10 protein-coding genes, 2 tRNA genes, 3 rRNA genes and 2 pseudogenes are annotated in these 25,878 nt (G+C 57.7%); 7 read left to right on the top strand and 10 right to left on the bottom strand.

Annotation, left to right across the window (positions count from 1 at the left end):
• Window positions 1-8: 8 nt before the first annotated feature.
• The 10 genes and pseudogenes from recD to CES87_RS13480 all read right to left on the bottom strand — a co-directional run bounded on the left by recD (window position 9) and on the right by CES87_RS13480 (window position 18,175).
• Window positions 9-2,117 carry an exodeoxyribonuclease V subunit alpha gene (gene recD / locus CES87_RS13530; RefSeq protein WP_128606495.1) on the bottom strand — a complete coding sequence of 703 codons (2,109 nt, stop codon included), beginning with the start codon at window positions 2,115-2,117 and terminating at the stop codon, window positions 9-11.
• A pseudogene (recB, locus tag CES87_RS13525) lies at window positions 2,114-5,805 on the bottom strand (exodeoxyribonuclease V subunit beta). Before recB ends, recD begins: the two are co-directional and overlap by 4 nt.
• Window positions 5,802-9,254: an exodeoxyribonuclease V subunit gamma gene (gene recC / locus CES87_RS13520; protein WP_128606494.1), complete on the bottom strand. Its 3,453-nt coding sequence runs from the start codon at window positions 9,252-9,254 to the stop codon at window positions 5,802-5,804. The pseudogene recB and the gene recC overlap by 4 nt, the downstream one beginning before the upstream one ends.
• Window positions 9,255-9,411: 157 nt before the next feature.
• Window positions 9,412-9,527 (bottom strand): 5S ribosomal RNA (rrf, locus tag CES87_RS13515).
• A gap of 138 nt (window positions 9,528-9,665) precedes the next feature.
• Window positions 9,666-12,557 (bottom strand): 23S ribosomal RNA (locus tag CES87_RS13510).
• Window positions 12,558-12,800: 243 nt separating this feature from the next.
• Window positions 12,801-12,876, bottom strand: a tRNA-Ala gene (locus CES87_RS13505).
• A 27-nt stretch (window positions 12,877-12,903) separates the two neighbouring features.
• Window positions 12,904-12,980 (bottom strand) — tRNA-Ile (locus CES87_RS13500).
• A gap of 160 nt (window positions 12,981-13,140) precedes the next feature.
• Window positions 13,141-14,677 (bottom strand): 16S ribosomal RNA (locus CES87_RS13495).
• Together the 16S, 23S and 5S rRNA genes with 2 tRNA genes alongside form the textbook arrangement of a ribosomal RNA operon.
• Before the next feature lie 578 nt (window positions 14,678-15,255).
• Window positions 15,256-16,749 (bottom strand): CoA-acylating methylmalonate-semialdehyde dehydrogenase, encoded by a 1,494-nt coding sequence (locus CES87_RS13485; protein ID WP_128606493.1) that lies wholly within the window; start codon window positions 16,747-16,749, stop codon window positions 15,256-15,258.
• Window positions 16,750-16,825: 76 nt separating this feature from the next.
• On the bottom strand, window positions 16,826-18,175 hold the full coding sequence (locus CES87_RS13480) for an aspartate aminotransferase family protein (protein ID WP_128606492.1): 1,350 nt from the start codon (window positions 18,173-18,175) through the stop codon (window positions 16,826-16,828).
• A gap of 139 nt (window positions 18,176-18,314) precedes the next feature.
• Here CES87_RS13480 and CES87_RS13475 point away from each other — a divergent pair, with 139 nt between their 5' ends.
• From CES87_RS13475 to CES87_RS13445, 7 genes and pseudogenes are all read left to right on the top strand, one after another.
• The gene (locus CES87_RS13475; RefSeq protein WP_064679855.1) at window positions 18,315-19,235 is read left to right on the top strand and encodes a LysR family transcriptional regulator; all 921 of its coding nucleotides are present in this window, start codon (window positions 18,315-18,317) and stop codon (window positions 19,233-19,235) included.
• A 198-nt stretch (window positions 19,236-19,433) separates the two neighbouring features.
• A complete protein-coding gene (locus CES87_RS13470) occupies window positions 19,434-20,084 on the top strand; it encodes a TetR/AcrR family transcriptional regulator (protein WP_128606491.1) in 651 nt (216 codons plus the stop codon).
• Between the two features lie 7 nt (window positions 20,085-20,091).
• The gene (locus CES87_RS13465) at window positions 20,092-20,673 is read left to right on the top strand and encodes a YigZ family protein (RefSeq protein ID WP_128606490.1); all 582 of its coding nucleotides are present in this window, start codon (window positions 20,092-20,094) and stop codon (window positions 20,671-20,673) included.
• A gap of 535 nt (window positions 20,674-21,208) precedes the next feature.
• A complete protein-coding gene (locus tag CES87_RS13460) occupies window positions 21,209-22,774 on the top strand; it encodes an ABC transporter ATP-binding protein (protein ID WP_128606489.1) in 1,566 nt (521 codons plus the stop codon).
• A gap of 11 nt (window positions 22,775-22,785) precedes the next feature.
• Window positions 22,786-23,892, top strand: a complete 1,107-nt coding sequence (locus tag CES87_RS13455) for an ABC transporter permease (RefSeq protein WP_128606488.1) — start codon at window positions 22,786-22,788, stop codon at window positions 23,890-23,892.
• Entirely contained in the window at window positions 23,892-24,818 is a 927-nt protein-coding gene (locus CES87_RS13450) for an ABC transporter permease (RefSeq protein WP_128606487.1), read from the top strand. The genes CES87_RS13455 and CES87_RS13450 overlap by 1 nt, the downstream gene beginning before the upstream one ends.
• Before the next feature lie 222 nt (window positions 24,819-25,040).
• Window positions 25,041-25,738: pseudogene (locus CES87_RS13445) on the top strand (SDR family oxidoreductase).
• The last annotated feature ends 140 nt before the right edge of the window (window positions 25,739-25,878 follow it).

The following is a 25,878-nucleotide window of genomic DNA, read 5'->3' as shown; positions in this document are numbered from 1 at the left end:
CGCGACCGTCAATCCGACGTATCCACGCCCTCTTTCAATTCCAGCATCAACCCGCTCAAGCGTTTGACCTTGCGCCTCACTGCCTCTTCAAATACGCCGGTACGCGGTTCGATCAAGGTGAACCAGTCCTTGGCCCGGGTAATCCCGGTATAGATCAGTTCCTTGGTCAGCACCGGATTCAGGGCATCGGGCAGGATCAGCGCGGTATGGGCAAATTCCGACCCCTGGGATTTATGCACTGTCATGGCGTAAACGGTTTCGACATCATTGAGCCTGCTCGGTAGAACGAATCGCACCCCGCCCTGCCCGTCATTGCGCGGGAATGCCACGCGAAGCACCTGCTTGCCGGCTTCAGGTCCATCACGCTCGGGAAGTTTGAGCGCGATGCCGATATCGCCGTTCATCAAGCCCAGGCCGTAATCATTGCGCGTCATCAGGACTGGCCGGCCTTCATACCACTGCTGATCGCTGTCGATCAGCCGGGCCTTGAGCAACGCTTCGGTCACTCGCTGGTTCAGCCCCTCGACACCCCACGGCCCTTTGCGGACCGCGCACAACAACTGGAAGGCATCGAAGGCCTGCAAGACTTGTCGAGCCCAATCCATCCAGCGCGCATCATCCAGTGGAGTGTCGAGCGCTGGTCGTTGAGTGCGCAGCAGTGCCAAATAATGCCGATAGCCCTGCGGCCCCTCGCCATGCCCCTCAAGCAGCAAACGCTCCAGCGCCCGATCCTGTTCACTCTTGAGGGACAGGCAAAACACATCGTCGTGGCTTCGAGTCGACAGCAACTTGCGCGCTTCTTCGGGCTGCTGCTGGTTGACCCAACGGGCCAACTGGCCAATTCCACTGCCTTCGCCGAACCGTCGCGAGTGGCGCAGCATCACCACTTGCTGGGCCAGTGGATGAGTGCCCTGGGTGTCTTCCTGCAAGCCACTGGTCTCCAGGCTTTCGCCACTGACCGACTCCAGCCACTGACGTGTCTGCGGGCTGTACCAGCCGGCCTCGGCGTCGCGACACAAATCGCCAAGTACCGCACCGGCCTCTACCGATGCCAACTGGTCCTTGTCTCCAAGCAACACCAGACGAGCATGGGGCGGCAGCGCATCAAGCAAGTTGGCCATCATTTCCAGGTCAATCATCGAGGCTTCGTCCACCACCAGCACATCCAGCGGCAAGCGATTGCCCGCATGGTGACGGAAATGTCGCGTGCCGGGACGGCTGCCGAGCAGGCGGTGAACGGTGGTGACATCCGACGGGATTTTGTTGCGTATGTCTTCTGTGACTTTCAGCGTACGAACTTGCTGGCTGATGGATTCGGTCAACCGCGCCGCAGCTTTGCCGGTCGGTGCGGCCAGACGAATGCGCAGCGGCTTGCCAGCTTCCACCGCTGGCGCCTGCAGCAGGGCCAACAAGCGCACGACTGTGGTGGTTTTGCCGGTGCCCGGACCACCGGTGACGATACTGAAAGCACCGCGGGTCGCGAGGGCACAGGCGAGTTTCTGCCAGTCAATGACTTCACCGGGCCTGGCCGCACCGAACAAACCGCTCAGGCGCTGTGGCAAGTCACTTGGCGTGACTTCATGGTCTGCCAGACGTCGACGCAGCGAGTTGTCGATACGCCGCTCGTACGCCCAGTAGCGGCGCAAGTACAGGCGTTTGCCCGACAACACCAATGGCCGCTGCTGCACCGCTTCACGCCCGTCGGCCGCCAATGCGACCAGGCTGCCGGCAGCCAGCACCTTGCACCAATGGGCGCCGTCCAAGGCTTCCAGCAACTGTGATGGCAGCAACATCGCGCCACTGTGCAGATCGCCTTCCGGAGGCAGCGACAGGGCGAAGTCTGGTTCTTTCAACGTCTCGAACAGATCCAGGCAAACATGCCCGTGGCCCAGTTGATGACTGGTCAACGCCGCCGCCAGCAACACCAATGGGTCATCGTCCGGTGCCAGTTCGTGAAGGAAAGCAACGAAGGCTTTGTCCAGCGCACGCAGCCAGCCACGTTCGACCCAGCGCGTAAGCAACAGCAGCAAATCGTCAGCGCTGCTCAATGGAGCGAGATCCGCCAGGCTGTCGGCTACCAGCGAGGTGGGCAGCAAATCGGCGAAGGTGCGGCTCATAGCAATACTCCCTGTTCCCATGCCGGTTCGGCCTTCGGTTCTGCTTTACCCTGAAACAGTCGGTCCAGTCGCTCGATCAGCTCTCTGGGCGGACGGGCAAAATACACACCCTGGCTGGGCGCGCGCGTGCCTCGCAGGAACAGATACAACGCACCACCGACATGCCGGTCGTAGTCGTAATCGGCCAGCCGGGCCTTGAGTTGGCGATGCAAGGCCAGGAGGTACAACACGTATTGCAGGTCGTATCGGTTGTCGAGGATCGACTGCTCCATGGCATGCTCGGTGTAGGCCGAATCATCAACGCCGAGCCAGTTGGATTTGTAGTCAGCGACGTAGTAGCGGCCGTTGTGTTCGAACGTCAGGTCGATAAAACCCTTGAACATGCCGTTGAGCAATACCGGCTCGGCGGCCACCCGGGCCACGCCGTTGTGCGTATGTTGACGCACCAGCGCATCGAGCTTGAGCACATCGACCTTATGGCTGGCGAACCAGAACTCCATTTCGACCTGGTATTGGGTCAGCCGCTCGAGAATCACCGGCGCTTGCCCGTCCCCACAGGCATCGGTGATTTGAGCAGATGCTGCAGCCAGTCACTCAGCGTGGTGATCCAGCCTTCCCAGCCACGGCGATTGCAGCGACGGGCGATGGCGTCTTCCACGGCTTGCGGCGTGGTGGTAAAGCCTTCATCGCCGGACCACTCAAGCAAGCCATGGAGAAAGGTGCCCGGATTCGGGCCACGGGGGAATCGATGGATATCGGCGCCGCCAGCGGCCATTTCCCGAGGTGCCTGCGGATCGAGACGTTCGTCGTCGAAGAGTTTCTGGGCCTGCGGACTTTCCGGCGCCTCATCACTGCCAATGCTCAGAATGTCGCTCAGGCGCAAGGCGCTGTATGAAGCGATCCACCAGTTTTCGCTGGCCTTGCGTTTCGGAATCAACGGCGCGCGCAACGCCGCTTCGTTCTGCGGCGGATGGTAATGCTCAGCGGTGGCTTCAGGCATTTTGCTGTAACCCAGTGCTGGGCAATCCTGCTGCAAGTCTTCAAGCCAACGCTTCAAACCCGGCGATTCGGTCAAGGCAGCGCCGCCGCCCAGCAGATAACCCAGCGCCGACAGGTGCAACACCGAGCTGTTGGTATTGCCGCGCTTGAGGTCCGTCACACCCAGCCAACAGGCATGCTGCGCGCGGGTCAGCGCCACATAGAGCAAGCGCAAGTCTTCCGCCAATCGCTCATCATCGGCCAGGGCAATCAACTCGGCGGTCGGGTTCAAGGTCACTTGGGCCTTGCCCGTGGCGTCGTGGTAATGCAACGGCAACCGGCTGCCATCCACCGGTTTCGCCGAGCAAATGAACGGCAAGAACACCAACGGATACTCCAATCCTTTTGACTTGTGAATGGTCACGACCTTGACCAGTTGTTCATCACTCTCCAGGCGCAAAATCTGCTCTTCGCCGGCCTGGCCGGACAGCGCCAGATGCTCGGACAAATGGCGGATCAGGGCCTGCTCGCCATCCAGTTCGGCAGCCGCCTGTTGCAGCAACTCGCACAGGTGCAAAAGGTTGGTCAACACCCGCTCGCCATCGCTACGTGCAATCAATGTCTGGGGCAGCTGGAAGTCATGCAGCAAGCATCGCAACATGGGTAACACGCCCTGCTTGCGCCAGATCTCGCGATATCTGCGGAACTGCATGACCCGTGCTTCCCAGGCCAGTTCGTCCTGATTGAGCCGCTCCAGCTCTGCCAACGACAGGTTCAGCGTGATGCAGGCCAATGCTGCCCGCAGTGGTCGCTCGACATCCGGCTCGGCGCAGGCTTTGAGCCAGGTCAGCACATCGTGAGCTTCCTGGGCGGCGAACACCGAATCCTTGTCCGACAGATAAACGCTACGCACACCGCGAGCAGAGAGCTCGGCACGCACGGCCTGTGCTTCCTTGCCATCGCGAACCAGGATCGCGATATCCGCAGGTAGCAGGCCTCTGAAGTCCTTGCCGTCCTGCACGAACCCTGCATGGCCTTGTTGCCCACCGTTGAGCAATGCGGTGATTTCACCGGCACAAGCGGCGGCAAGTTGTTGTCGATACACAGCACCGGACAAGGGCTGCTCGGCAGACAAATGCCAGATGTTCAGCGCGGGCACGACCTGATTTTCGATGTGCAGAACTTCTTTGCGGCCCTGGGACTCGACGGACGAAAACGGTACCGGGTTATTGCCATTGCTTTCACGGAACAGGAAGGCACCGCGTCCAGTTTCGCGAGTCTCGGCGCGGTTAAAGACATGGTTTACGGCACCGACCATGCCATGACTCGAACGGAAGTTGGTGCCAAGGGTGTGCAGACGTCCAGCGGTAGCCTGTCGGGCGCGAAGGTAGGTGTAGATGTCGGCACCGCGGAAGGCATAGATCGCCTGTTTCGGATCACCGATCAGGAACAGGCCGCTTTCAGGATTGTTATCCTCGATGCGGTAGATGGTCTCGAAGATCCGGTACTGCACCGGGTCGGTATCCTGGAATTCATCGATCAGCGCTATCGGAAATTGCTCGCGGATCAAGGTTGCCAGGCGTTCGCCGCCATCGGCTTGCAAGGCCGCATCGAGGCGTAACAGCATGTCATCGAAACCCATTTCCGCACGGCGACGCTTTTCTTCCTCGAAGCGTGCACCCACCCAACGGGCGGCGTGTTGCAGAACAGCAGCATCGGGCGTCGGCAAGCCGTCAAGACAGGCTTTCAGGCCGGGCATTGCGCCCAGGCCCGGATGATTGGGGACTTCGCCCTGCTTCCAGGCTTCAGCCATGCCGTCGGGGGTCAGGCGCGTGAAGCCGGTTCCGATGTCCAGTTGCTCAAGGGCTTCGTCCTCGGCCCAGGCTTTGATTTTCTCGAACCAGGGCTCGAAGTAACGCGCCTGCATCTTGCGACCGTCGACACTCTTGCTGGCGACACCCTCATGACAGATGGCGAGCAACTCATCCGCCCACTGACGCCAGGGCATCTTGAGTTCCAATAACACAGCCCGCCGTTCCTGCAAACATTCCGTGATCAGCTCGACAGGCTCTTTACCTTCAACGTTGTCCCGTTCGCTGGCGAACAGTCCGCGAACGCGCGGCAACAATGCCGCCGGCCCACCCCAATTGTTACGCACCCAGTTCAGCGCATCGCCCTGCATCGGATAGCAAAACAACCGCCAGTAGTCGCGCAGGACTTCACCGAGCAAATCGCTGTGATCGGTTTCCAGGGTTTGGGTAAACAGGCTGCCACTGTCGAAGGCGTGTTCGCGCAACATGCGCTGGCACCAACTGTGGATCGTGGAAACGGCCGCTTCGTCCATCCATTGGGCGGCGATGTCCAGACGGTTAGCGCAGCCGGCCCACTGCTCGGGCAAGTACTGTTCACGCAGTTCGGCGATCAGGCCGTCAGGTGCGGGAGTTTCATCGCGGAAAAAACGGGCGGCTTCAGCCAGACGGGTGCGAATACGTTCGCGTAGCTCTTTGGTGGCGGCATCGGTAAAGGTCACCACAAGGATTTGCGGAGGCAACAACTCGCGCCCGAAGCCACTGGTTTCCCCGCCATGGCCGAGGACCAGTCGCAGGTAGAGTGCCGAAATGGTGAAGGTCTTGCCGGTCCCGGCGCTGGCTTCGATCAGTTGACTGCCGCGCAGCGGAAACGCCAGAGCCAAAGGTGTTTTGCTGGTCATGGGCGCGCCTCCTCGCTGGACATCGAACGCCAGGGGGCTTCAAGTAATGGTCGGTACAGAGCGTTGCACCAATCGACGAATGTCTCGTCGGCGAGCAAAGCATCGTAATCGGCAAATTGGCGAGCCAGCGCCACGCTTTCGCGTCGCTCACCGTCAGTGGTCAAGCCATCGCCTTCATACGCCTTGCGAGCAGCGGCTTCTGCTTTGACTGCGTCGGTTTGACCCAACCAGGCGAAGGCAGTCTTGACCGCGATCGGCAGGGGTTGGCGCATGCCCGATTGCCAGGCCAGCAACAGGTCACCCAGAATCCGTCGAGCTGTATCCGCCTCCATTGGAGCGAGCAACAGACTGTCGTCACTGGCCACCAAAGCCGTTGTCATCGTCAGACTGCTGGCGCAAGCGACCAGATGATTGACCCAGGGTCGCGTCAGGCGATGCCATTTGCGCGACTTGATCGAACCGATGCTGTTAGGGATTGTGGTGATGGACAGCAAACCACCATCAGCACGTTGATGCAGGCCACTGAGCCAGCCTTCAAGACGCAGGTCATGCAACTCCAGATTTACCGGTAGCGCACTGGTCAGTGGCGTTGGCCACAGAGCCGGAAGCTGCTGATAGCGCTGCAGCAGATCCGGCAACGGCTCGATCAGTTCGCGCTGAAGGCATTCGCCGAATCCTGCCAGGGGTAGCAGCCCACTGTTTTGCAGGCGCCGGGCCTGCGTCTCGAGCGCCTTGGCGCTGTCATCCAACTCATTCAGTGCGGCTTCAAGCAAACTGTCGCTGAGGCTGTAGCGTTGCAACGCGTCGAGTACGAAGGGCTCCTCATCCGCCAAAGGCATTTCGGCAGCCTCGAAAAACACCTTCAAACGCTGACTGAAGAAGTGCCGCACCGGGTTGCGCAGGAAATCCTGGAGTTGACCGAGACTCAACGGTTCTTCCTGAACGTGGGGATCAAGGATTCGGATATCAGCCGCTTGTTCTGTAACCTGATGAAGCACCTGCCACTCATTGGCGAAGCTGAAAAGGTCATCGCCTTCATGGAAGTAACGGGCGCTGAAGGGTTGTAGCGGGTGTTCCTGAGTGATGGCTTCAAGCAAGTCTTCGTCGGCATCGCTCAATCGCCAGCCACTGGCCAGATGATCACGGAGCTGGCCGATCAGTACCGACGCAGGTCGTTCACTGTTGTCGCGAATGCTGCGGCCGACCCAGCTTATATAGAGCTGATCACGCGCCGAGAGCAGAGCCTCCAGCAGCAAGTAGCGGTCATCTTCTCGTCGCGATCGATCGCCCGGGCGGTAGTCACTGCCCATGAGGTCGAAGTCCAGCGGCGGTTGCGCTCGCGGGTAGTCACCATCGTTCATTCCCAGCAAGCACACCAGCTTGAAGGGGATGGCTCGCATTGGCATCAAGGTGCAGAAGTTCACCGCCCCAGCGAGAAAGCGTTGGGACAAACGCCCCTGATCGAGCCCGGCGAGCCAGGCTTCACGGACTACGGTCAGCGGCAATTCGTCTTGCAAACCTACCGATTCACAATTCTCGAGCCAGGTTTCCCGCAACTCTTCCAGTTGAGTCAACAAGAAGTCGTCATGCTCGTTACTGGCCTGGAAGAACAACGACACCAATGCCTGCAAGCGCACGCTCCATTGTTGGGGCGATGCCGGCTGCGTGAGCTCCTGATGGGCAATTTCCAACGCATCCAGCAAAGCAACCAGCGGGCCTATGAGCGCGGCATCCAGACCACCTATCTCGTCGTAGGGTTCGATACCGCCACAGGCACTGGCACTGCCAACGGCATAACCAAGCAACATGCGTCGCAGACCAAAACGCCAACTGTTTTGCTCCAGTGCCTGCGGCAAACCGAGACCCGCACGTTGCTCGGCATTCATACCCCAGCGGATGCCTGCGCCTTCGATCCAGCGATGCAGGGTTGGCAGGTCGCGCTCCTCTACGCCGAAGCGCGCGCGTAACGCCGGGACGTCCAGCAAATCGAGGATCTCGCTGACAGGGAAACGACTGTCAGGCAGCTTGAGCAGATGCTCGACCGCGATCAGTAACGGATCGCGACCGCGCTGCCCTTGGTCGGCAAGCGTGAAGGGGATGAAGCGCGGGTCGTGACGATCGAGTTGACCAAACACTGCGCGAATATGCGGCGCATAGCTGTCGATGTCCGGGACCATCACAATCACATCGCGCGGACGCAGGTGTTGATCGGCGCTGAAACGCGCGAGCAACTGATCGTGAAGGATCTCGACTTCGCGTTGGGCGCTGTGAGCGATGTGAAAACGGATCGACTCATCCTTCTTCAGATCTACGGCTGGCCAGCGTTCACGAGTCTCGTTCAATGGACGCAATTCAAGGATGTCATCCTGCAACTGATTGAGCGTGTTCAGTGGCAAGCTGTCGCTGAACAAATCGATGCGACCGTCGCGAAACGCTGAGCGATAGCTGTTCGGATCGTCGTAGCTATCGAGCAGATTGATGTAGTCGCGCCCCTGCTTGCCCCATGCCGCAAGTAAAGGGTGGGCATGCTGATGCAGGGTTTGTGGATCAAGGACAACCGGTGTGCCGCTCTTGCGTGCCTGGCGTTTATATTGATGCCGCAACAGGTCCTTATCGGCGACGATGTCCGCCCAGTGGTGACGACAGGGGTTATGTACGCACAGCAACACCTGACTGAATCGAGCCAACCCGGCCAAGGCTTCCAAGGCTTGAGCAGGCAGAGAGGAAATCCCGAAAACAATCACTCGGGAGGGTAGTCCCTCGGGTGCTGCATCGAGGCTGTTGATGCGTTCGATAAACCGCTGATGGACGCCGGCACGGCTCTGCGCCATGCCCTCTTCACCGACATCCAGTAACAATGCACGCCATAACTCAGCCTGCCAGCAATTGGCCGGGGGCAGCGCTTTAACTTCGCCTCTGCCGTTGCGTAACTGATGACGACCTTCCGCCCAGTCTTCGAGCCAGTCTGCCCGGTACACCTGATATTGGTCGAACAAATCGGCCAACCGCTCGGCTAACTGATAGCGCTTGCGCAAATCGGTGTCATTGGTAAGAAAACGCTGAAGGGGTTCGAAGTGCGGTTGATTGATCAATTGTGGGAGCAGGCGCATCAGGCGCCAAGTCAGAGGAGCTTTATCGAGCAACGACTTGACTGGAATTTCGTTACGCCCCAAGACCATGCGATAGAGCTGCCACATGAAGCTACCAGGCAACTGCACGTCGATGGCAGCGGCGATTCCGCAGCCTCCCATGTCATCATCTTCAGCGTCTTCGGCCAGGGCCAGTTTCAGCCATTGTGCAATGCCGTTGCTCTGCACCAGAGCTATCTCATTCTCCAGGGGAGCCAGCGGGTAACGCCGCATCCAGCTAACCACCAGGCTGCGCAACTCGTCCAGGCGGTTGCCGTGAACCACCATAAAACCAGCATTGAGGGACGTCGCGTCCGGCATAAAGGCTTCCTTGGAAAATACTAATGCTAGGGTCGAACCTTAGCATTGTCGGGAGACTGTGACAGCGGGGGATCCGTCCGGTATTGCTGCGTGCCACTTTCCTGCGGACAAAACAAAACCCCTACCTGCATACGCAGATAGGGGTTTCGGAATTTAATCTTGACGATGACCTACTCTCACATGGGGAAACCCCACACTACCATCGGCGATGCATCGTTTCACTGCTGAGTTCGGGATGGGATCAGGTGGTTCCAATGCTCTATGGTCGTCAAGAAATTCGGGTACCGAACCGTCTTTCGACGCTTCAGCAAATTGGGTATGTAATAGATTTGTGTGTTGTGCGAACTTTCGGTTCATTGCGTCTTCACACACCGCAATCTGGCCTTTCGACGCAAATTGCTTGGGTGTTATATGGTCAAGCCTCACGGGCAATTAGTATCGGTTAGCTCAACGCCTCACAGCGCTTACACACCCGACCTATCAACGTCGTAGTCTTCGACGGCCCTTCAGGGGACTCAAGGTCCCAGTGAGATCTCATCTTGAGGCTAGTTTCCCGCTTAGATGCTTTCAGCGGTTATCTATTCCGAACATAGCTACCCGGCAATGCCACTGGCGTGACAACCGGAACACCAGAGGTTCGTCCACTCCGGTCCTCTCGTACTAGGAGCAGCCCCTCTCAAATCTCAAACGTCCACGGCAGATAGGGACCGAACTGTCTCACGACGTTCTAAACCCAGCTCGCGTACCACTTTAAATGGCGAACAGCCATACCCTTGGGACCGGCTTCAGCCCCAGGATGTGATGAGCCGACATCGAGGTGCCAAACACCGCCGTCGATATGAACTCTTGGGCGGTATCAGCCTGTTATCCCCGGAGTACCTTTTATCCGTTGAGCGATGGCCCTTCCATACAGAACCACCGGATCACTAAGACCTACTTTCGTACCTGCTCGACGTGTCTGTCTCGCAGTCAAGCGCGCTTTTGCCTTTATACTCTACGACCGATTTCCGACCGGTCTGAGCGCACCTTCGTACTCCTCCGTTACTCTTTAGGAGGAGACCGCCCCAGTCAAACTACCCACCATACACTGTCCTCGATCCGGATAACGGACCTGAGTTAGAACCTCAAAGTTGCCAGGGTGGTATTTCAAGGTTGGCTCCACGCGAACTGGCGTCCACGCTTCAAAGCCTCCCACCTATCCTACACAAGCAAATTCAAAGTCCAGTGCAAAGCTATAGTAAAGGTTCACGGGGTCTTTCCGTCTAGCCGCGGATACACTGCATCTTCACAGCGATTTCAATTTCACTGAGTCTCGGGTGGAGACAGCGCCGCCATCGTTACGCCATTCGTGCAGGTCGGAACTTACCCGACAAGGAATTTCGCTACCTTAGGACCGTTATAGTTACGGCCGCCGTTTACCGGGGCTTCGATCAAGAGCTTCGCGTTAGCTAACCCCATCAATTAACCTTCCGGCACCGGGCAGGCGTCACACCCTATACGTCCACTTTCGTGTTTGCAGAGTGCTGTGTTTTTAATAAACAGTCGCAGCGGCCTGGTATCTTCGACCGGCGTGGGCTTACGCAGCAAGTGCTTCACCCTCACCGGCGCACCTTCTCCCGAAGTTACGGTGCCATTTTGCCTAGTTCCTTCACCCGAGTTCTCTCAAGCGCCTTGGTATTCTCTACCCAACCACCTGTGTCGGTTTGGGGTACGGTTCCTGGTTACCTGAAGCTTAGAAGCTTTTCTTGGAAGCATGGCATCAACCACTTCGTCACCCAAAGGGTAACTCGTCATCAGCTCTCGGCCTTAAGATCCCGGATTTACCTAAGATCTCAGCCTACCACCTTAAACTTGGACAACCAACGCCAAGCTGGCCTAGCCTTCTCCGTCCCTCCATCGCAATAACCAGAAGTACAGGAATATTAACCTGTTTTCCATCGACTACGCTTTTCAGCCTCGCCTTAGGGACCGACTAACCCTGCGTCGATTAACGTTGCGCAGGAAACCTTGGTCTTTCGGCGTGGGTGTTTTTCACACCCATTGTCGTTACTCATGTCAGCATTCGCACTTCTGATACCTCCAGCAAGCTTCTCAACTCACCTTCACAGGCTTACAGAACGCTCCTCTACCGCATCACCTAAGTGATACCCGTAGCTTCGGTGTATGGTTTGAGCCCCGTTACATCTTCCGCGCAGGCCGACTCGACTAGTGAGCTATTACGCTTTCTTTAAAGGGTGGCTGCTTCTAAGCCAACCTCCTAGCTGTCTAAGCCTTCCCACATCGTTTCCCACTTAACCATAACTTTGGGACCTTAGCTGACGGTCTGGGTTGTTTCCCTTTTCACGACGGACGTTAGCACCCGCCGTGTGTCTCCCATGCTCGGCACTTGTAGGTATTCGGAGTTTGCATCGGTTTGGTAAGTCGGGATGACCCCCTAGCCGAAACAGTGCTCTACCCCCTACAGTGATACATGAGGCGCTACCTAAATAGCTTTCGAGGAGAACCAGCTATCTCCGAGCTTGATTAGCCTTTCACTCCGATCCACAGGTCATCCGCTAACTTTTCAACGGTAGTCGGTTCGGTCCTCCAGTTAGTGTTACCCAACCTTCAACCTGCCCATGGATAGATCGCCCGGTTTCGGGTCTATTCCCAGCGACTAGACGCCCTATTAAGACTCGCTTTCGCTACGCCTCCCCTATTCGGTTAAGCTCGCCACTGAAAATAAGTCGCTGACCCATTATACAAAAGGTACGCAGTCACCCAACAAAGTGGGCTCCCACTGCTTGTACGCATACGGTTTCAGGATCTATTTCACTCCCCTCTCCGGGGTTCTTTTCGCCTTTCCCTCACGGTACTAGTTCACTATCGGTCAGTCAGTAGTATTTAGCCTTGGAGGATGGTCCCCCCATATTCAGACAAAGTTTCTCGTGCTCCGTCCTACTCGATTTCATGACCAAGAGATTTTCGCGTACAGGGCTATCACCCACTATGGCCGCACTTTCCAGAGCGTTCCGCTAATCTCAAAGCCACTTAAGGGCTGGTCCCCGTTCGCTCGCCACTACTAAGGGAATCTCGGTTGATTTCTTTTCCTCAGGGTACTTAGATGTTTCAGTTCCCCTGGTTCGCCTCTTAAGCCTATGTATTCAGCTTAAGATAACCATCTTATGATGGCTGGGTTCCCCCATTCAGACATCTCCGGATCACAGTCTGTTTGCCGACTCCCCGAAGCTTTTCGCAGGCTACCACGTCTTTCATCGCCTCTGACTGCCAAGGCATCCACCGTATGCGCTTCTTCACTTGACCATATAACCCCAAGCAATCTGGTTATACTGTGAAGACGACATTCGCCGAAAATTCGCATTGCTCTAAGAGCAACTCACAAATTTTACCTTAGCCTGATCCGTTACCAGTGAAAGTAACGTTCAGTCTATCTTTCTATCACATACCCAAATTTTTAAAGAACGATCTAGCCAAAGACTAGAAATCAACATTCATCACCGTCTCGGTGGAATGCTCATTTCTAAGCTCTTACAACAGAAGCAGTAGTGGTGGAGCCAAACGGGATCGAACCGTTGACCTCCTGCGTGCAAGGCAGGCGCTCTCCCAGCTGAGCTATGGCCCCGTATTTCTACAGGTTCCCACACAAAATTGGTGGGTCTGGGCAGATTCGAACTGCCGACCTCACCCTTATCAGGGGTGCGCTCTAACCAACTGAGCTACAGACCCAATTTCGAGCTACAAGGCCGACCTCACCCTGCTCTTTACCACAAAGCATGGGGTGCGCTCTAACCAATTAAGCTACAACCCGTTAGGGCTGCTTCTTATCGTCTTCTTCAATGAATCAAGCAATTCGTGTGGGAGCTCATGGTGCAGCTGAGTCGTCGATTAAGGAGGTGATCCAGCCGCAGGTTCCCCTACGGCTACCTTGTTACGACTTCACCCCAGTCATGAATCACACCGTGGTAACCGTCCTCCCGAAGGTTAGACTAGCTACTTCTGGTGCAACCCACTCCCATGGTGTGACGGGCGGTGTGTACAAGGCCCGGGAACGTATTCACCGCGACATTCTGATTCGCGATTACTAGCGATTCCGACTTCACGCAGTCGAGTTGCAGACTGCGATCCGGACTACGATCGGTTTTGTGGGATTAGCTCCACCTCGCGGCTTGGCAACCCTCTGTACCGACCATTGTAGCACGTGTGTAGCCCAGGCCGTAAGGGCCATGATGACTTGACGTCATCCCCACCTTCCTCCGGTTTGTCACCGGCAGTCTCCTTAGAGTGCCCACCATTACGTGCTGGTAACTAAGGACAAGGGTTGCGCTCGTTACGGGACTTAACCCAACATCTCACGACACGAGCTGACGACAGCCATGCAGCACCTGTCTCAATGTTCCCGAAGGCACCAATCCATCTCTGGAAAGTTCATTGGATGTCAAGGCCTGGTAAGGTTCTTCGCGTTGCTTCGAATTAAACCACATGCTCCACCGCTTGTGCGGGCCCCCGTCAATTCATTTGAGTTTTAACCTTGCGGCCGTACTCCCCAGGCGGTCAACTTAATGCGTTAGCTGCGCCACTAAGAGCTCAAGGCTCCCAACGGCTAGTTGACATCGTTTACGGCGTGGACTACCAGGGTATCTAATCCTGTTTGCTCCCCACGCTTTCGCACCTCAGTGTCAGTATCAGTCCAGGTGGTCGCCTTCGCCACTGGTGTTCCTTCCTATATCTACGCATTTCACCGCTACACAGGAAATTCCACCACCCTCTACCATACTCTAGCTTGTCAGTTTTGAATGCAGTTCCCAGGTTGAGCCCGGGGCTTTCACATCCAACTTAACAAACCACCTACGCGCGCTTTACGCCCAGTAATTCCGATTAACGCTTGCACCCTCTGTATTACCGCGGCTGCTGGCACAGAGTTAGCCGGTGCTTATTCTGTCGGTAACGTCAAAATTGCAGAGTATTAATCTACAACCCTTCCTCCCAACTTAAAGTGCTTTACAATCCGAAGACCTTCTTCACACACGCGGCATGGCTGGATCAGGCTTTCGCCCATTGTCCAATATTCCCCACTGCTGCCTCCCGTAGGAGTCTGGACCGTGTCTCAGTTCCAGTGTGACTGATCATCCTCTCAGACCAGTTACGGATCGTCGCCTTGGTGAGCCATTACCTCACCAACTAGCTAATCCGACCTAGGCTCATCTGATAGCGCAAGGCCCGAAGGTCCCCTGCTTTCTCCCGTAGGACGTATGCGGTATTAGCGTCCCTTTCGAGACGTTGTCCCCCACTACCAGGCAGATTCCTAGGCATTACTCACCCGTCCGCCGCTGAATCAGAGAGCAAGCTCTCCTCATCCGCTCGACTTGCATGTGTTAGGCCTGCCGCCAGCGTTCAATCTGAGCCATGATCAAACTCTTCAGTTCAAACATCTTTGGGTTTTGAGAAAACCCTAAACTTGGCTCAGCAATCGTTGGTTACATCTTTGATTTCTCGCGGAGTAACTTGTGATGCTGATAATCTGTTGACTAGCAGTCTGATACCACAAGCACCCACACGAATTGCTTGATTCAGTTGTTAAAGAGCGGTTGGTTAAGATCTTTCATCTCAACCGAGGCGCGCATTCTACAGCAGCCTCTGTTGCTGTCAAGTGATTATTTCAAAAGTTTTCAAGGATTTCCTTAACAACTTCAACCACTTGCGCTTTCGATCTCTCGTCAGCGGGAGGCGAATTCTACAGCGTTACTCGCTGCTGTCAACACCTCTTTTTCAACTTCCTTTCGGCTTCGATGACCTGAAGCAACTCACTGCCGAAAACTGCGTAACTCATTGTTTACCAAGGAGTTTTCCGTTTCGACTGCGCCGGAAGTGGGGCGAATTATAGGCCTCCAGAATCTGCCGTCAACACCTATTTTCATAAAACTTTCATATAGGTCGAAAAGCCCCAGAAACGCAAAAGGCCGGCCCCCTATAACAGAAGGAGCCGGCCTTTCTACCCTTCTACTTACAAGCTAGGGAACGCGAACTGCGAAGCCTCATGGCTCGCGCGCTGCGGCCAGCGTTGGGTGATGGCCTTGCGGCGAGTGTAGAAACGCACGCCATCCGGGCCGTAAGCATGCAGGTCACCAAACAGCGAGCGCTTCCAGCCGCCGAAGCTGTGGTAAGCCACTGGAACCGGCAACGGAACGTTAACGCCAACCATACCGACTTCGATCTCATCGCAGAACAACCGCGCCGCTTCCCCGTCACGGGTGAAGATGCAAGTGCCGTTGCCATACTCGTGATCGTTGATCAGCTGCATTGCCTCTTCCAGGCTGTTGACCCGGACGACACACAGCACCGGCCCGAAGATCTCTTCTTTATAGATGCGCATCTCTGGGGTGACGTTGTCGAACAGGCAGCCACCGAGGAAGAAGCCGTTTTCATGACCGGCTACGCTCAACCCACGACCGTCCACTACCAGCGTGGCACCCGCGGCCACGCCGTCTTCAACATAACCACTGACCTTGTCGCGCGCCTGACCGGTGACCAGAGGCCCCATGTCCAGACCGCACGAAGTGCCTGCACCGATTTTCAATGCCTTGATCTGCGGCGTCAGTTTGGCCACCAATGCATCGGCAACCTGGTCACCCACGCAGACAGCGACCGAGATCGCCATGCAGCGCTCGCCGCAGGAACCGTAAGCAGCACCCATCAATGCGCTGACGGCGTTATCCAGATCCGCATCCGGCATCAGCACCGCATGGTTCTTCGCCCCGCCCAGTGCCTGGACGCGTTTTCCGCGCTTAGTGCCTTCGGCGTAGATGTACTCGGCAATCGGCGTCGAACCTACGAAGCTCAGCGCTTTGACTTCTGGCGCTTCGATCAGCGCGTCCACTGCTACCTTGTCACCATGCACCACGCTCAGCACACCTTTCGGCAGGCCGGCTTCCAGCAGCAATTGCGCGATCAGCAGCGTCGAGCTCGGGTCACGCTCGGATGGCTTGAGGATGAAGCAGTTGCCGCAGACGATCGCCAGTGGGTACATCCACAGCGGCACCATCGCCGGGAAGTTGAACGGGGTAATACCGGCCACTACACCCAGCGGTTGGAAGTCCGACCACGCGTCGATGTTCGGGCCGACGTTACGGCTGTATTCGCCTTTGAGAATCTCCGGTGCCGCGCAAGCAAACTCAACGTTCTCGATACCACGCTTCAATTCACCGGCGGCGTCTTCCAGGGTCTTGCCATGTTCTTCGCTGATCAGTTGGGCAATACGCGCTTCGTTCTGTTCCAACAGTTGCTTGAAGCGAAACATCACCTGGGCACGTTTGGCCGGTGGCGTGTTGCGCCAGGCAGGGAATGCTGCCTTCCCCGCGTCGATCGCTTGTTGAATGGTTTCGCGGCTCGCCAATGGCAGCTTGTGGATCGCCTGACCGGTGGACGGGTTGAATACGTCGGTGCTACGACCAGTTTCGGTCACCAGCTCACCATTGATCAAATGCGGAATAACGCTCATGGAAGCTCCTGAAAAGTTGCCCACAGGCGCGCCCGATCAGGCGCGCCCGTTGTTTATCGGTATATAGAAGGAGAAATCAGTCGATCTTGCTCAGCACTTCGCCAACCGCATCGAACAAACGATCAAGGTCTTGCGGCTTGCTGTTGAAGGTTGGGCCGAACTGCAGGGTGTCGCCGCCGAAGCGCACGTAGAACCCGGCTTTCCACAGCGCCATGCCGGCTTCGAACGGACGCACGATGGCATCGCCGTCACGTGGCGCGATCTGGATCGCACCGGCCAGGCCATAGTTGCGGATGTCGATGATGTTTTTCGTGCCCTTGAGGCCGTGCAGCGCGTTTTCGAAATGCGGTGCGACTTCGGCCACGCTTTGCACCAGGTTTTCCTTTTGCAGCAGGTCGAGTGCTGCCAGGCCCGCGGCGCAAGCCACCGGGTGGGCGGAATAGGTGTAGCCGTGGGGGAATTCCACTGCGTATTCAGGCGTCGCCTGGTTCATGAAGGTCTGGTAGATCTCGGAGCTGGCAATCACCGCGCCCATTGGGATCGCGCCGTTGGTGACTTGCTTGGCGATGCACATCAAGTCCGGGGTCACGCCGAAGGTGTCGGCACCGAACATTTTGCCGGTACGGCCGAAACCGGTAATCACTTCGTCGAACACCAGCAGGATGTTGTGCTGATCGCAGATCTCGCGCAGACGCTTGAGGTAACCCTGTGGCGGAACCAGTACGCCAGCGGAACCGGCCAATGGCTCAACGAACACTGCTGCGATGTTCGAGGCATCGTGCAGCTCGATCAGCTTCAGCAGTTCATCGGCGAGGGCGATACCGCCCTGCTCCGGCATGCCGCGGGAGTAAGCATTGCTCGCCAGCAAAGTGTGCGGCAGGTGATCGACATCCATCATCGCCTGGCCGAACAGTTTGCGGTTACCGTTGACGCCGCCGAGGCTGGTGCCGGCGATGTTCACACCGTGATAGCCACGGGCACGACCGATCATTTTGGTCTTGGTCGACTGGCCTTTCAGGCGCCAGTAGGCACGCACCATTTTCACCGCAGTGTCGGCGCACTCGGAGCCGGAGTCGGTGAAGAACACGTGGTTCAGGTTGCCCGGAGTCAGGTCGGTGATTTTTTCAGCCAGCTGGAACGACAGCGGATGACCGTACTGGAAGCCTGGCGAGTAATCGAGGGTGCCCAGTTGCTTGGCCACCGCCTCTTGAATTTCCTTACGGGTGTGCCCGGCGCCGCAGGTCCACAGACCGGACAGCGAGTCATAGACTTTGCGGCCCTTGTCGTCGATCAGCCAGCTGCCTTCGGCACCCACGATCAGGCGCGGATCGCGCTGGAAGTTACGGTTGGCGGTGTAAGGCATCCAGTGCGCGTCGAGCTTGAGCTGGCTAGCCAGAGAAGTCGGGGCGTTTTCAGGCAAATTCATTGGCGAAACCTCGCAAAGCAATAAGCGGCGTAGGGATTGAAAACCTTTGTTGCAGCTAAATTGCCACGGAGATAAAGTCGGTGAAATCCAACTTTTGTAACCTTCAGTCAGCCACTCACTAAACTTTAGAGTACCCAGCATGAGCAGCCGCCGCCCCGATCCACTGGCGCAAGTTAGCGACTTCGACATACGCCTGTTGCGGATCTTTCGCAGCGTCGTCGAATGCGGTGGTTTCTCGGCAGCCGAAAGCGTGCTTGGCATTGGTCGCTCGGCTATCAGTCAACAGATGAGCGATCTAGAGCAGCGCCTCGGATTGCGCCTCTGCCAGCGAGGTCGTGCCGGATTTTCCCTGACCGAGGAAGGCCGCGAGGTTTATCAATCGGCGTTGCAGCTATTAAGTGCGCTGGAAAGTTTCCGCACTGAGGTGAATGGCCTGCACCAACACTTGCGCGGTGAACTGACCATCGGCCTGACCGATAACCTGGTCACCCTGCCCCACATGCGCATCACCCATGCCCTGGCGCAATTGAAGGAACGCGGGCCGGACGTGCAGATTCAGATCCGCATGATCGCACCCAACGAAGTGGAGCAAGGTGTACTGGATGGTCGTTTGCATGTCGGTGTGGTGCCGCAGGCAAGCGCACTGTCCGGGCTGGAATATCAACCGCTCTACAGCGAACGCTCACTGTTGTATTGCGCGGTTGGCCATCCCCTTTTTTATGTCGATGACAAGCAACTGGACGATGAGCGCCTCAACAGTCAGGACGCCATCGCCCCGACCTTCCGTTTGCCCGCGGAAATTCAGGCCCATTACCAGGCACTCAATTGCACTGCCAGTGCGTCGGACCGTGAAGGCATGGCGTTCCTGATTCTGACCGGGCGCTACATCGGTTATCTGCCCGACCATTACGCCAGCCTCTGGGTGCAACAGGGCCGATTGCGCGCACTGAAACCCACCGCACGCTTCTATGACCTGAGCCTCGCCTCTGTTACACGCAAGGGACGCCGGCCTCATTTGGTGCTGGAGAGTTTTCTGGAGAGCCTGGCCGCGACGCGATAATAAAACTGTGGGAGCGGGCTTGCTCGCGAAGAGGGCGGATCAGTCGATATTAATGCAGCTGGCACGCCGCCTTCGCGAGCAAGCCCGCTCCCACAGGGATTTAGATGTACATGGTTTTATCGTATCAGGACTTGTCTGTAGCCTATGGGTGCGCTATCAACGCTTCAGCCGCCCCCACCCACCTGATCGGAAGTGCCTATGACCTTTGAAGTCCCAGCTCATGGCGGCAAGCCTGCCAGCCGAATTCGTCAGAAGAACGAAGAGACCATCATCAAAGCCGCCGAAGACGAGTTCGCCCGTCATGGGTTCAAAGGCACCAGCATGAACACCATCGCCCAAAACGCAGGGTTGCCGAAGGCGAATCTGCACTACTACTTCACCAATAAGCTCGGTTTGTACGTGGCGGTGTTGAGCAACATCCTTCAGTTGTGGGACAGCACCTTCAACACGTTGACTGCCGAAGATGATCCGGCCGAAGCCTTGACCCGCTACATCCGCGCCAAAATGGAGTTTTCCCGGCGCCAACCGCAAGCCTCGCGGATCTTCGCCATGGAGGTGATCAGCGGGGGTGAATGCCTGACCGAGTATTTCAATCAGGACTACCGCACCTGGTTCCAAGGCCGGGCTGCGGTATTCCAGGCGTGGATCGATGCCGGCAAAATGGACCCGGTCGATCCGGTTAATCTGATTTTCCTGTTGTGGGGCAGCACTCAGCACTACGCCGACTTCGCCACCCAGATTTGCCGTGTCAGCGGACGCAGCAAGTTGACCAAGCAGGATATGGAAGACGCTGGCAACAACCTGATCCGCATCATTCTCAAAGGCTGCGGCCTGAAGCCAACCATTTAAGACTCTTATGCCTTTTACCCTCAGCGGCTTTTGCGAATACCGCGAAGAGATTCGCAAAAGCCGCTTCATTACCTTCGCCGCGCCGATCGGCAGCCCCGCTGAAGCCCAAGCCTTCATCGAACTACACAGCGACCTGAACGCCACGCACAATTGCTGGGCGTGGAAGCTCGGCGATCAATATCGCAGCACCGATGACGGCGAGCCAGGCGGAACCGCTGGCCGGCCAATTCTGGCGGCGATCGACGCGCAAGATTGCGATCAGGTCGCGGTGCTGGTGATTCGCTGGTATGGCGGCATTCAACTGGGCACCGGCGGACTCGCCCGGGCCTATGGCGGAGGCGCCAACAAATGTCTGCAAGCAGCAATGAAGATCGAGCTGATCAGTCGGGTGCCACTGCGATGTGCCTGCTCGTTCAGTGAACTGGCTTTGGTGAAACTGCGGGTCGCGGAACTCGGTGGGCTGGTTGTTCAAGAGGATTTCACGGCCAATGGCGTGGAACTCCAATTGGCTGTTGGTGAAGGGCAGATAAACAGGCTGCAAAGTCAGCTCGCCGATTTGAGCCGTGGGCGCATTTTGTTGCAGCGCTGAGGCTGCAATCTTTTGGGGCAGTTCCGAATATCGGTGCCCCCAACAGTTGCCCACATCTGCTGTGCACCCGGCTGTGGATAACCTGAGCACATACCGCTGTAACCCTTCTGTCATGGGGCTTTGCGGGCTTTGTTCACTTTTCGTCCAAACTGCCATCAACAATACAAAATCCGCATGAAAACAGTCACTTAGAATGGTTTATCACCTTTAGTAGATAGCCGACCTCCGCTTATGCCCGACCTTTGCGCTTGCGCACAAATACTGTGGAGCAATCTGTGGATAACCCGTTCATTCCTGTCGCGGCACCATGCCTGACATGGCTCGCGCTCAACTGCTCATTTTTTGACCAATAAATAGAGGGCAAAAATAGAGCTTACTTAGCCGCTATGCCCCCAAGTAGTGCCGGTTGGGAAGCCAAACTGGAGCGAAGCCCCGGACTCAACACCTTGGGTTACATGACTTTCAAGCTTTCCTGACTCAATGGCCAGGAAATTGCTTTATCCACAGGTATAAGTCCAATCGCCTTGAGCCTGTCATGCCCAACTCCGTGCCGATTCCCGATAAAACGCCCCGACTGCAACTGCGCAGAATCACCAAACGCTATCCCGGCTGCCTGGCCAACGATGCCATCGACCTGAGCATCGCGCCTGGTGAAATTCATGCCCTTCTTGGCGAAAACGGTGCAGGCAAAAGCACACTGATGAAGATCATCTATGGCGTCGTCCATGCCGATGCCGGGGAGCTGTTCTGGCAAGGTCAGCGCGTGACGATGCGCAACCCGGCCCAGGCTCGCGGTCTCGGGATCGGCATGGTGTTCCAGCATTTCTCGCTGTTCGAAACCTTAAGCGTGGCGCAGAACATCGCCTTGGCCATGGGCGCCGCGGCGGGCACGCCGAACCAAATTGAACCGAAGATTCGGGAAGTGTCGCAGCGTTATGGCATGGCGCTGGAACCGCAGCGACTTGTCCACAGCCTGTCTATCGGCGAGCGGCAACGGGTCGAAATCATTCGCTGCCTGATGCAGGACATCCGCCTGCTGATCCTCGACGAACCGACCTCGGTGCTGACCCCACAGGAGGCCGACGAATTGTTCCTCACCCTGCGCCGACTCGCTGCCGAAGGCTGCAGCATTCTGTTTATCAGCCACAAACTCGGCGAAGTCCGCGCCCTGTGCCACAGCGCGACCGTGCTGCGCGGCGGCCGGGTGGCCGGACGTTGCATGCCCGCCGAGTGCTCGGATCAGCAAATGGCGCGGTTGATGGTCGGCGAAGCGGCGCAGCTGATCACCGACTATCCGAAAGTGACGGGTGCCGAGGCCTTTTTGCAGGTGAAGGGACTGTCCTGGCGCAACCCGGATCCGTTTGGCTGTTCGCTCAAAGACATTGATCTTGAAGTGCGCAGCGGCGAAATCGTCGGCATCGCCGGGGTGGCGGGCAATGGCCAGGATGAATTGCTGGCCTTGCTCAGCGGCGAACAGCGGTTGGTTCGCGATGAAAGCGCAACGATCAGTTTCGGCAGTGAGCCGGTCGCGCATTTGCATCCGGATGTTCGACGTCGGCATGGACTGGCATTCGTGCCTGCCGAACGGCTGGGCCATGGCGCAGTGCCGGAACTGAGCCTGGCGGACAACGCTCTGCTGACTGCATTTCAACAAGGACTGGTGAGCAACGGGATGGTGCAACGCAGCAAAGTCATAGCACTGGCCGAAGACATCATCCATCGCTTCGGGGTCAAGCCTCCTGACAGCCAAACCGCGGCCCATAGCCTGTCCGGCGGCAACTTGCAGAAATTCATTCTCGGCCGGGAAATCCTTCAGCAGCCGAAACTACTGGTGGCCGCGCACCCGACCTGGGGCGTGGATGTCGGTGCCGCTGCAACCATTCACCGGGCGCTGATTGCCTTGCGCGATGCTGGCGCGGCGATCCTGGTGATCTCCGAAGACCTCGACGAACTGTTCCAGATCAGCGATCGACTCGGTGCCTTGTGCGGCGGACGGCTGTCGCCACTCAGGGCCACGGTCGACACCCGTCTGATCGATGTCGGCGGCTGGATGGCCGGTCGATTCGACGCCCCTGAATCACCCGCATCCGCAACGCAGTAACGGAGTCTCACATGCTGCTTTCTCTTGAACCCCGTGGCCAGCAATCGCGCCTGATGCTGTGGTGCTCGCCGCTGCTGGCGGCTGCCCTGACCCTGGGTTGTGGCTCTCTGCTGTTTATCGCACTTGGCCACGATCCACTACTGACCCTGCATACGTTGCTGATCGCCCCGGTCAGCGATTTGTATGGCGTCAGCGAACTGTTGGTCAAAGCGTTGCCGATTCTGCTCTGCGCGCTAGGCCTGGCAGTGGCGTACCAGGCGCGGATCTGGAACATCGGCGCCGAAGGTCAACTGCTGCTCGGCGCGTTGGCCGGCAGCGCGCTGGCGGTGAACATCATCGACATGCAAAGCCGCTGGGCGCTGGTGCTGATCCTGATCACCGGCACCCTGGCCGGTGCCGCGTGGGCCGGGCTGACCGCCTGGTTGCGCACGCGCTTCAACGCCAACGAGATCCTCACCAGCATCATGCTCAATTACATCGCCCTGAACCTGCTGCTGTTTTGTGTGCACGGGCCACTAAAGGACCCGGACGGGTTCAACTTTCCGCAGTCGGCGATGTTCGGCGATGCCAGCCGGTTGCCGTTGTTGATGGAGGACGGACGCGCCCACTTCGGCGTGTATTTCGCCCTGCTCGCCTTGGTGGCGGTGTGGGTGTTGTTGCAGAAGAGCTTCATAGGGTTCCAGATCAAAGTGCTCGGGCTGGACAAGCGCGCGGCCGGGTTCGTCGGTTTCCGCGAGAAGCGCCTGATCTGGCTCGCGCTGTTGATCAGTGGCGGGTTGGCGGGACTGGCCGGGGTCTGTGAAGTCACCGGGCCAATCGGCCAATTGGTGCCGCAGGTCTCGCCGGGCTACGGCTACGCGGCGATCACGGTCGCATTTCTCGGGCGGTTGAATCCGATCGGCATTCTGTTTTCCAGCCTGTTGATGGCGCTGCTGTACATCGGTGGGGAAAGCGCACAGATGAGCCTGAATCTGCCGCAAGCCATCACCCAGTTGTTCCAGGGAATGATGCTGTTTTTCCTGCTGGCCAGTGATGTGCTGATTCTCTATCGCCCGCGGTTGAACCTGCGCTGGACCCGCCGCGCACCCGCCAACGCCGTAAAGGCAGGAGCGCTGTGATGGATATTGATCTGCTGAGCAATATTTTCTACGCCATGGTCCGCTGCGGCACGCCCTTGCTGCTGGTGGCGCTGGGTGAACTGATCTGCGAGAAAAGCGGCGTGCTCAATCTGGGCCAGGAAGGAATGATGCTGTTTGGCGCGGTAATCGGTTTTATCGTCGCGTTCAGCACCGGCAACCTGTGGCTCGGCGTACTGCTGGCGATGCTTGCCGGGATGCTGTTGTCCTCGCTGTTCGCGTTGGTGGCGCTGGTGTTCAACGCGAATCAGGTGGCCACCGGGTTGGCGTTAACGATTTTCGGCGTAGGTCTTTCGACTTTTGTCGGGGCGGCGTGGGTCGGTAAACCGCTGGCGGGTTTCGAGCCGGTGGCGATCCCGTATTTGAGTGAAATTCCGCTGATCGGGCGGATGCTGTTTGCTCAGGATTTGCTGGTGTATTTGTCGTTCGCACTGTTTGCGCTGGTGGCGTGGGTGATTCTTAAAAGCCGTGTCGGGCTGATCGTTCAGGCGGTCGGCGAAAACCCGGACGCGGCCAGTGCCATGGGCCTGCCAGTGTTGGGCATACGGGCATTGGCGGTGCTGTTCGGCGGAGCGATGGCGGGATTGGCCGGAGCCTACTTGTCCCTGGCCTACACACCGATGTGGGCGGAAAACATGAGCGCCGGTCGCGGCTGGATCGCCCTTGCGCTGGTGGTGTTCGCCAGTTGGCGAGTGTGGCGCTTGTTGCTCGGCGCGTACCTGTTCGGGCTCGCCAGCATCCTGCATCTGGTGGCGCAGGGGTTGGGGCTGGCGATTCCGTCGAGTCTGCTGGCGATGCTGCCGTATGTCGCGACCATTGGGGTGTTGGTGTTGTTGTCGCGCGATGCGTTACGCACGCGGCTGTACGCGCCGGTGTCGTTGGGGCAGCCGTGGCAGGCTGGGCGTTAGCGTTAGTCATTAGGGCCCCTTCGCGGGCAAGCCTCGCTCCTACGGGGTTTCAGCCGTACAGACCATTGTGGTACGCCCCAAAACCTGTAGGAGCGAGGCTTGCCCGCGAAGGCGTCCGAACAGACAACAATGGACTCGACGCCTGGCGCCAGGCGTTGCAGCATAGTCCTGGCCAACGCGGTCTACTGACTCCACGATCCTCATTCATCAAGGAAGCCACTCATGTCCAAGGCAAAAACCGCACTCATCATCGGTGCCTCCCGGGGGCTGGGCCTCGGCCTTGTAAAGACCCTGCTGGCCGATGGCTGGCAAGTCACCGCCACCGTGCGCAATCCGCAAAATGCCGAAGCCTTGCAGGCCCTGGGCAAGGTGCGGATCGAGAAACTCGACATGGACGATCAGCAAGCGGTGATCGCCTTGAACCAGCAACTCAAAGGCGAAGTGTTCGACCTGCTGTTCGTCAATGCCGGGGTCAAGGGCCGGACGTGCAGACGCCAGGCGGCGCAACATTGGCCGAAGTCGGACAGTTGTTTTTCACCAATGCCGTAGCGCCGATCAACCTGGCCCAGCGCTTTGTCAGGCAGATTCGTCCGCAGACTGGCGTGCTGGCGTTCATGAGTTCGGTGCTCGGCAGCGTGACCATGCCGGACGCCCCGGAATTGGCGTTGTACAAGGCCAGCAAAGCCGCGCTGAACTCCATGACCAACAGTTTCGTCACGCAGCTGAACGAACAATTTTCCGATCAGAAACTCACCGTGCTGTCGCTGCACCCTGGTTGGGTGAAAACTGACATGGGCGGTGAAGGCGCCGATATCGATGTGCAGACCAGCACCCGCGGACTGGTTGATCAGGTGAATGCGTATGTCGGCAAGGGTGGGCATCATTTTGTGAATTACCGGGGTGAAACCATTCCCTGGTAAACACCATCGCCCCCTCTGTAGGAGCTGGCTTGCCAGCTACAGGGGTTTCGCGTCGTCTGGTCGGGCCGGGCTTGCCCCGCGATGTACTTTTGTTCGACACTTCGCACCTCGCCTCCCCGGCGACCCTGGATCAGCAGACA

Source organism: Pseudomonas sp. ERMR1:02 (genome assembly GCF_002277815.1).
GTDB lineage: Bacteria > Pseudomonadota > Gammaproteobacteria > Pseudomonadales > Pseudomonadaceae > Aquipseudomonas.
This window is presented reverse-complemented; position numbering and strand designations above follow the sequence as displayed.

Excerpts from the sequence above, each read along its gene's own strand:
- recD (WP_128606495.1), bottom strand. The coding sequence starts at position 2,117 with ATGAGCCGCACCTTCGCCGATTTGCTGCCCACCTCGCTGGTAGCCGAC.
- recC (WP_128606494.1), bottom strand. The coding sequence starts at position 9,254 with ATGCCGGACGCGACGTCCCTCAATGCTGGTTTTATGGTGGTTCACGGC.
- CES87_RS13485 (WP_128606493.1), bottom strand. The coding sequence starts at position 16,749 with ATGAGCGTTATTCCGCATTTGATCAATGGTGAGCTGGTGACCGAAACT.
- CES87_RS13480 (WP_128606492.1), bottom strand. The coding sequence starts at position 18,175 with ATGAATTTGCCTGAAAACGCCCCGACTTCTCTGGCTAGCCAGCTCAAG.
- CES87_RS13475 (WP_064679855.1), top strand. The coding sequence starts at position 18,315 with ATGAGCAGCCGCCGCCCCGATCCACTGGCGCAAGTTAGCGACTTCGAC.
- CES87_RS13470 (WP_128606491.1), top strand. The coding sequence starts at position 19,434 with ATGACCTTTGAAGTCCCAGCTCATGGCGGCAAGCCTGCCAGCCGAATT.
- CES87_RS13465 (WP_128606490.1), top strand. The coding sequence starts at position 20,092 with ATGCCTTTTACCCTCAGCGGCTTTTGCGAATACCGCGAAGAGATTCGC.
- CES87_RS13460 (WP_128606489.1), top strand. The coding sequence starts at position 21,209 with ATGCCCAACTCCGTGCCGATTCCCGATAAAACGCCCCGACTGCAACTG.
- CES87_RS13455 (WP_128606488.1), top strand. The coding sequence starts at position 22,786 with ATGCTGCTTTCTCTTGAACCCCGTGGCCAGCAATCGCGCCTGATGCTG.
- CES87_RS13450 (WP_128606487.1), top strand. The coding sequence starts at position 23,892 with ATGGATATTGATCTGCTGAGCAATATTTTCTACGCCATGGTCCGCTGC.